Annotated in this window: 7 protein-coding genes; 4 read left to right on the top strand and 3 right to left on the bottom strand. The window is 66.5% G+C overall.

The features are described from left to right. Positions 1 to 660 precede the first annotated feature (660 nt). From ACIBK3_RS46660 to ACIBK3_RS46650, 3 genes are all read left to right on the top strand, one after another. Complete coding sequence (locus ACIBK3_RS46660) at positions 661 to 1,182, top strand: SsgA family sporulation/cell division regulator (RefSeq protein WP_399374751.1); 522 nt, start codon at positions 661 to 663, stop codon at positions 1,180 to 1,182. A gap of 155 nt (positions 1,183 to 1,337) precedes the next feature. Continuing rightward, positions 1,338 to 1,595, top strand: coding sequence for a WhiB family transcriptional regulator (locus tag ACIBK3_RS46655; RefSeq protein ID WP_399374749.1), 258 nt, complete (start codon positions 1,338 to 1,340; stop codon positions 1,593 to 1,595). Between the two features lie 88 nt (positions 1,596 to 1,683). Next, entirely contained in the window at positions 1,684 to 2,163 is a 480-nt protein-coding gene (locus ACIBK3_RS46650) for a helix-turn-helix domain-containing protein (RefSeq protein ID WP_399374748.1), read from the top strand. A 9-nt stretch (positions 2,164 to 2,172) separates the two neighbouring features. On the opposite strand, the gene ACIBK3_RS46645 is transcribed toward ACIBK3_RS46650, so the two are convergent. The 3 genes from ACIBK3_RS46645 to ACIBK3_RS46635 form a co-directional block, all read right to left on the bottom strand. Then, the gene (locus ACIBK3_RS46645; RefSeq protein ID WP_399374747.1) at positions 2,173 to 2,883 is read right to left on the bottom strand and encodes a hypothetical protein; all 711 of its coding nucleotides are present in this window, start codon (positions 2,881 to 2,883) and stop codon (positions 2,173 to 2,175) included. After that, the gene (locus tag ACIBK3_RS46640) at positions 2,796 to 3,386 is read right to left on the bottom strand and encodes a transposase (protein ID WP_399374746.1); all 591 of its coding nucleotides are present in this window, start codon (positions 3,384 to 3,386) and stop codon (positions 2,796 to 2,798) included. Before ACIBK3_RS46640 ends, ACIBK3_RS46645 begins: the two co-directional genes overlap by 88 nt. Positions 3,387 to 4,006: 620 nt before the next feature. Continuing rightward, the gene (locus ACIBK3_RS46635) at positions 4,007 to 4,561 is read right to left on the bottom strand and encodes an RICIN domain-containing protein (protein ID WP_399374744.1); all 555 of its coding nucleotides are present in this window, start codon (positions 4,559 to 4,561) and stop codon (positions 4,007 to 4,009) included. Positions 4,562 to 4,662: 101 nt separating this feature from the next. On the opposite strand from ACIBK3_RS46635, the gene ACIBK3_RS46630 reads away from it, so the two are divergent. Then, positions 4,663 to 4,782: a TetR family transcriptional regulator gene (locus ACIBK3_RS46630; protein ID WP_399374742.1), complete on the top strand. Its 120-nt coding sequence runs from the start codon at positions 4,663 to 4,665 to the stop codon at positions 4,780 to 4,782. Positions 4,783 to 4,910: the final 128 nt, after the last annotated feature.

The raw sequence follows: 4,910 nt of genomic DNA, 5'->3' as shown, positions 1-4,910 counted from the left end.
TTGCCCTCGCGCGGCTGTCAGGAATCGACCGTCAACATACTGATGCCTGCGGAACAGGAGCTTGGCAGGGTGAACGGCGTGAGGCCGACTACGGCGACTCGCCCTTCACCCCGCGAGTTGTCGCCATTAGTGCGGCTAATCAATACATGAACGATTAGTTGTTGTTCGGCCGCGTCGAATTGAACAGACTTGTCCCACCGCGGTGGTGACCCCACCAAGAAATAGCCGTCCGATGAGCGACCCATGACGTGCAGCCGGACGGCATGAAACGTCGACCAGCAGGGTGGGCCTCAGCAGCCGCCCAGCGACCGTCTGACCGGCACGCGCAGGTTGCGGTAGACGGCTGATGCTCGGCGTCGTCCATCGCCCCGACCGACTCCATCCGGACCCTCGACGCGATGCGATCGCCGGTCGGCCACTCACGTGATCAGGGCATCCACCTCCCCCGGTGGCCGACCGTCTTGCTGCCGACCGCCCCTCCCAGGTGACGCGCAGCCTGCGTCAGGAAGTCGGTGCGGGACAACAACCGCACTCTCCGTCAACAAGCGGAATTGATCCTTCTGGATCTGGCCGCACTCCGAACAGATACCCGGCAGCCCTCACAAGCAGGGGCCGTATTTCTCGCAACCAGGGGCCGCTCAAGCAGGGGAAGGACACCCAATGAGCCAGGATTCGACCGGCCCGCGCGATCAGGCGGTGGGCCCTCAGCCAGAGGACCGGCGCAAGCTGATTCCGCGATCAGGAGAGGGCACGGATACACCTCGGGGACCGGTGGTGATCAGCTCCGAACCCGTGCCGTGGAGACTCGTCGTCCCGGACGACAGGACTGTTCTGTTCCCGGGAGACCTCTGCTACAAGAGCGCCGACCCTTACGCCGTACGCATCACCTTCCGCGTGGACGACGACACGATGGACTGGGTCTTCGCCCGCGCTCTGCTCATCGACGGGCTGCTCGAGCCGGCCGGCGTCGGCGATGTGGTGATCAGCACCTGCCGCCGCAACGGCGTGGACACCGTGCAGATCACTCTGAAAGCTCACGATGTGTACGCCGTGCTGGAGGCGCCGGCCCGGATGATCGCCGCTTTCCTCAAGCAAACATGCCAAGCCGTGCCCCTTGGCACGGAGCACCATCACCTCAACCTCGACCGTCTTGTTGCTCGCCTCGTCCAGAACGTCGGGTGACCAACCGGGCCGCACACAGCCCGGATGCCCGCGTCAGTTCCGGTCGATGACCGTGAGCGCGAGGCCGGGCCGCCACCGGACGAACCGGGAGAGCGCCGCACCCGCCCGACCGACCCATCTCCCCCATCCCGTTGCTTGTCACAGAGAGGATCGTCATGGACTGGCGTTTCGAGGCGGCATGCCGTGAGGAGGACCCTGAGCTGTTCTTCCCCATCGGCAACTCCGGTCCGACGCTGCTGCAGGTTGAGGAAGCCAAGGCTCTGTGCCGTGTCTGCCCCGTGCGGGAAAAGTGCCGGCAGTGGGCGCTCGGCTCCGGCCAGGACGCCGGCGTGTGGGGTGGCTTGAGCGAGGAGGAGCGTCGCGCGATGAAGCGCCGCGCCCCTCGCAACCGATCCCGACAGGCACGCAGCTAGTGTCCTGCGCCAGTAGTTGATCGTTAGTTGGTGTGTGACTTCTACTGCTGGTGCGTCAGTTCCTCGTCGTGGCCCGAAACTGGAGCCGTTGCTGCTGTCTGACGACGAGCGGGCGACATCGGCCCAGGCCCTGGCTCTGCGGGCACGGATCGTGCTGGCGTGTGCGGGTCCGGACGTACCGCCGATCGTCGCGGTCGCCCGAGAGTTGCGGGTGACCGCCGACACGGTCCGCAAGTGGCGGCGGCGCTTCCTCGCCGAGCGGCTGGACGGACTGGCCGACGAACCCCGGCCGGGCCGGCCGCCCACCATCAGCGTCGATCAGGTGGAAGCGGTCGTGGTCACCACGCTGGAACAACTGCCCAAGAACGCCACCCACTGGTCCCGGAAGTCGATGGCCGAGCGCAGTGGTCTGTCGAAGTCCACCGTCGGCCGGATCTGGCGGCAGTTCCAGCCAAGCCGTTCATCTGGACCAAGACCGCCGAGGATATCCTCGACTCCCTTGCCCGCTTCTGCCGACGGATCTCTGGCGCAGGACACTCGTACGGCAGCTGTAGATAGCCGCTGCTGAGCTTTCTGATCACGGTGTGGTGTCGGCGTACGCGTGCCAACGGCGGTGGCAGAGGCGGGCGCTGTGTTGATGGCGGCGGCGCCAGGTGGACCACCACAGCAGGTGATCGCGGTCACGTCGGGGCGGCGGAAGGATCAAGGCCCGTAGCAAGCGCAGGAGTTCGTGGCTGCTGAGGGGCACGAGGTCGGCCTCGTCGGGTTCGTCGCGGGTGGTCTGGGCGGCGCGTTCGAGGGCGGCCGTGACGGCCAGGAAGGCGTAGGCGACCAGGGTGATCACGCTCCAGCGGTGCCAGGAGTTCCAGCAGGTGACCTGGCCTTTGTCGAGGTGGCAGATCTCCTTCGCGTCCTGGAAGTCGTCCTCCACCCGCCACCTGAGACACGCCAGTGACACCAGTCGCGCCAGTGTCACCGGTCCCGGGGCGAAGCAGCGGTAGTAGGACACGGTGCGGGTGTAGCGGTGCCGGCGGGCCAGCAGCACCGAGGTCCCCGTGTCGCGGTCGCGTCCCTCGGGAGTGTTGTCGGCGGTGACCTCGATCATCGCCCAGTCGTAGTCGCGGATGCCCTTCGGGCCCGTGCCGGTCCGCATCCGCTGCCAGGCCCGCTTCGGCAGCCGGGCAGCGGCCTTGGTCACGCTCAGCTTCGTGGCCGGGGTGGTGACCTGGTGGTTGGAGCGCACCCCCACGACGTAGCCCAGGCCCAGCTCGCGGCAGGCGGTACGCAACTCCCGCCCGCCGTAGACCTCGTCGCCCAGGAAGAACGAGGCGGAATGCCCTGCTGAGAGGCGGCGCGGAGCATGTCCGCCGCGAGTTGCGGCTTGGTCGCGAAGCACAGCTCGTCGGGGACGCCGGTCAGTTCGCGGCGTTCCTCGTCGCCGGCCCACTCCTTGGTGAAGTACAGGCGTCGGTCGATCAGGCAGTGCCCGGCGCCGGTGGCGAAGGTCAGGTGCACGGCGACCTGGCACAGATCCACGCCGCCGACCGAGCCGGAGTACTGGCGGGCTGCGGCCACCGCGTCGGTCGAGGACTTCGCGTCCCCCGTCTCGTCCGCGATCAGGATGCCGTCGCCGTCGTCGAGCAGGTCCACGGCCCAGGCCGCGGTCCTCTCCAGCACCGCTTCCTCGTTCCACACCGCGCAGGAGAGCAGGTGGTGCAGGCGGTGCGGGCCCCGCTCACCGATCGCTTCGGCCAGGCTCCAGCAGTTCACGTCATCGAGCTCCATCAACATGCCCCGTGTCACTCGCGCGAACGTCTCCCGGGGTTCAGAGCGGGCGAAACAGTCGGACAGCGACGCCAACAAGGCCCCGAACGCCCTGTCGTGGCCTGCGTCGTCTACCGTGGCTGAAGCGGCCGTCTCATTCTGATGTTGCGTCACACCACGTCATGATCGCGGCGGCCGTCCTCGTGCCCACACCCACCCCCATCACGCCGCTGACCAGCCACGATGTGCACAGGCAGGGCTATCTACAGCTGCCGTAACGGAGCGGACGCCGTAGGCAACACGGACCTCGTCATCGTCCTGCCGCACATCGGGACTTCCGACTTCTCGAACAACCACTGCCAGGACTTCGCGAACCGTGCTCACGGCCTGGCAGTCGCTTTCGAAGCCGCGCTCATCGACCTGTGGGGAATGGGGGGAACTCGTGGAACTACTGGAACAGTCTGGGCTACTGGGCTAACCCTGCGTCTCCCGGTGCTGCTGGCACTGACGCCGTTTTCATGTCCGATACAGGTCACTCCTATGTCGCGGGAGTAATCAGCTCGCGCCTCGCGGGCTGACGAGGTGCCCCCCAAAAAACGACCACGGGAGGGGCCGCGGGAAGCGGCCCCTCCCTGGATCAGGCTAGTTCAGTAGCCCAGCTTCCACTTCTGAAATCCACCGCCGTTGCACGTAAGTGTAGCATACACGTTTCCGTAGTAATTACTGTCTAGACAGGTCCACCAGAAGAGGCTCAGAAACTCAACCTTGTCCCAGCCCGTCCCCGTTGCCTTAAACCACTGGCGGCTGCTGGTAGTGCTGCACGCAGGGTGCCCCACATAACCCCCGTCCTCTACGCTCAGGCACGTGTGGGTTTCCGCGTTCCGCAGGGTGACTACGTCATAGTCATCGTGACGGATGAAGATCGGCTCCCAGGTCTGGGAAGGAAGCCCCAGCTCGCAGGGATCCGTGTGCACATATGCGCCTTGGAGGCTCAGGCACCGCCCGGTTTCCCAGTTGCGCAGGTTGTTCGCCCCGACGTAAGCGGACGCGGGGGGCGCGGTCATCAGCGAGACCACCAGGGACAGCGCGGCCACGAGGGCCGCCCCCCATCCGCGACGAGCGAAACGTCTGCGGACCGAAGTCCGGGTGGGGGTCTGCCCGTTACTCGCGGTATCCGCCTTCGGGTCTTCCGTGTTCACCATGCTTGACTCCTCTTCGCCTTTTCCTCGCGTCGGCAGCATTGCGTCTCCTGCCGCCTGAACACCCCGGCGCAGCGCCGACGCGTACCGGCCCTGCAGGAGGTGTGAGTGCGGAGCCGGGCTGCTGCTCCGCTGACGTCTCACCGGGTGCCGACGAGATCGCCGAGGCCGCCGAGGTGGCCACGGCGACCCTCTTCGCGTACTTCCCGACCAAGTCGCGGTAGATGCCTGTGGCTTCAGTGATCGCCTCCAGCGCGGCCGTAGTCGGCCTCACGCCGTTCACCCTGCCAAGCTCCTGTTCCGCAGGCATCAGTATGTTGACGGTCGATTCCTGACAGCCGCGCGAGGGCAA

Source organism: Streptomyces sp. NPDC050287, from assembly GCF_044459385.1.
Taxonomy (GTDB): Bacteria; Actinomycetota; Actinomycetes; order Streptomycetales; family Streptomycetaceae; genus Streptomyces.
Note: the sequence above shows the minus strand (reverse complement) of the source record. Positions and strands in the feature narration are given on the sequence as shown.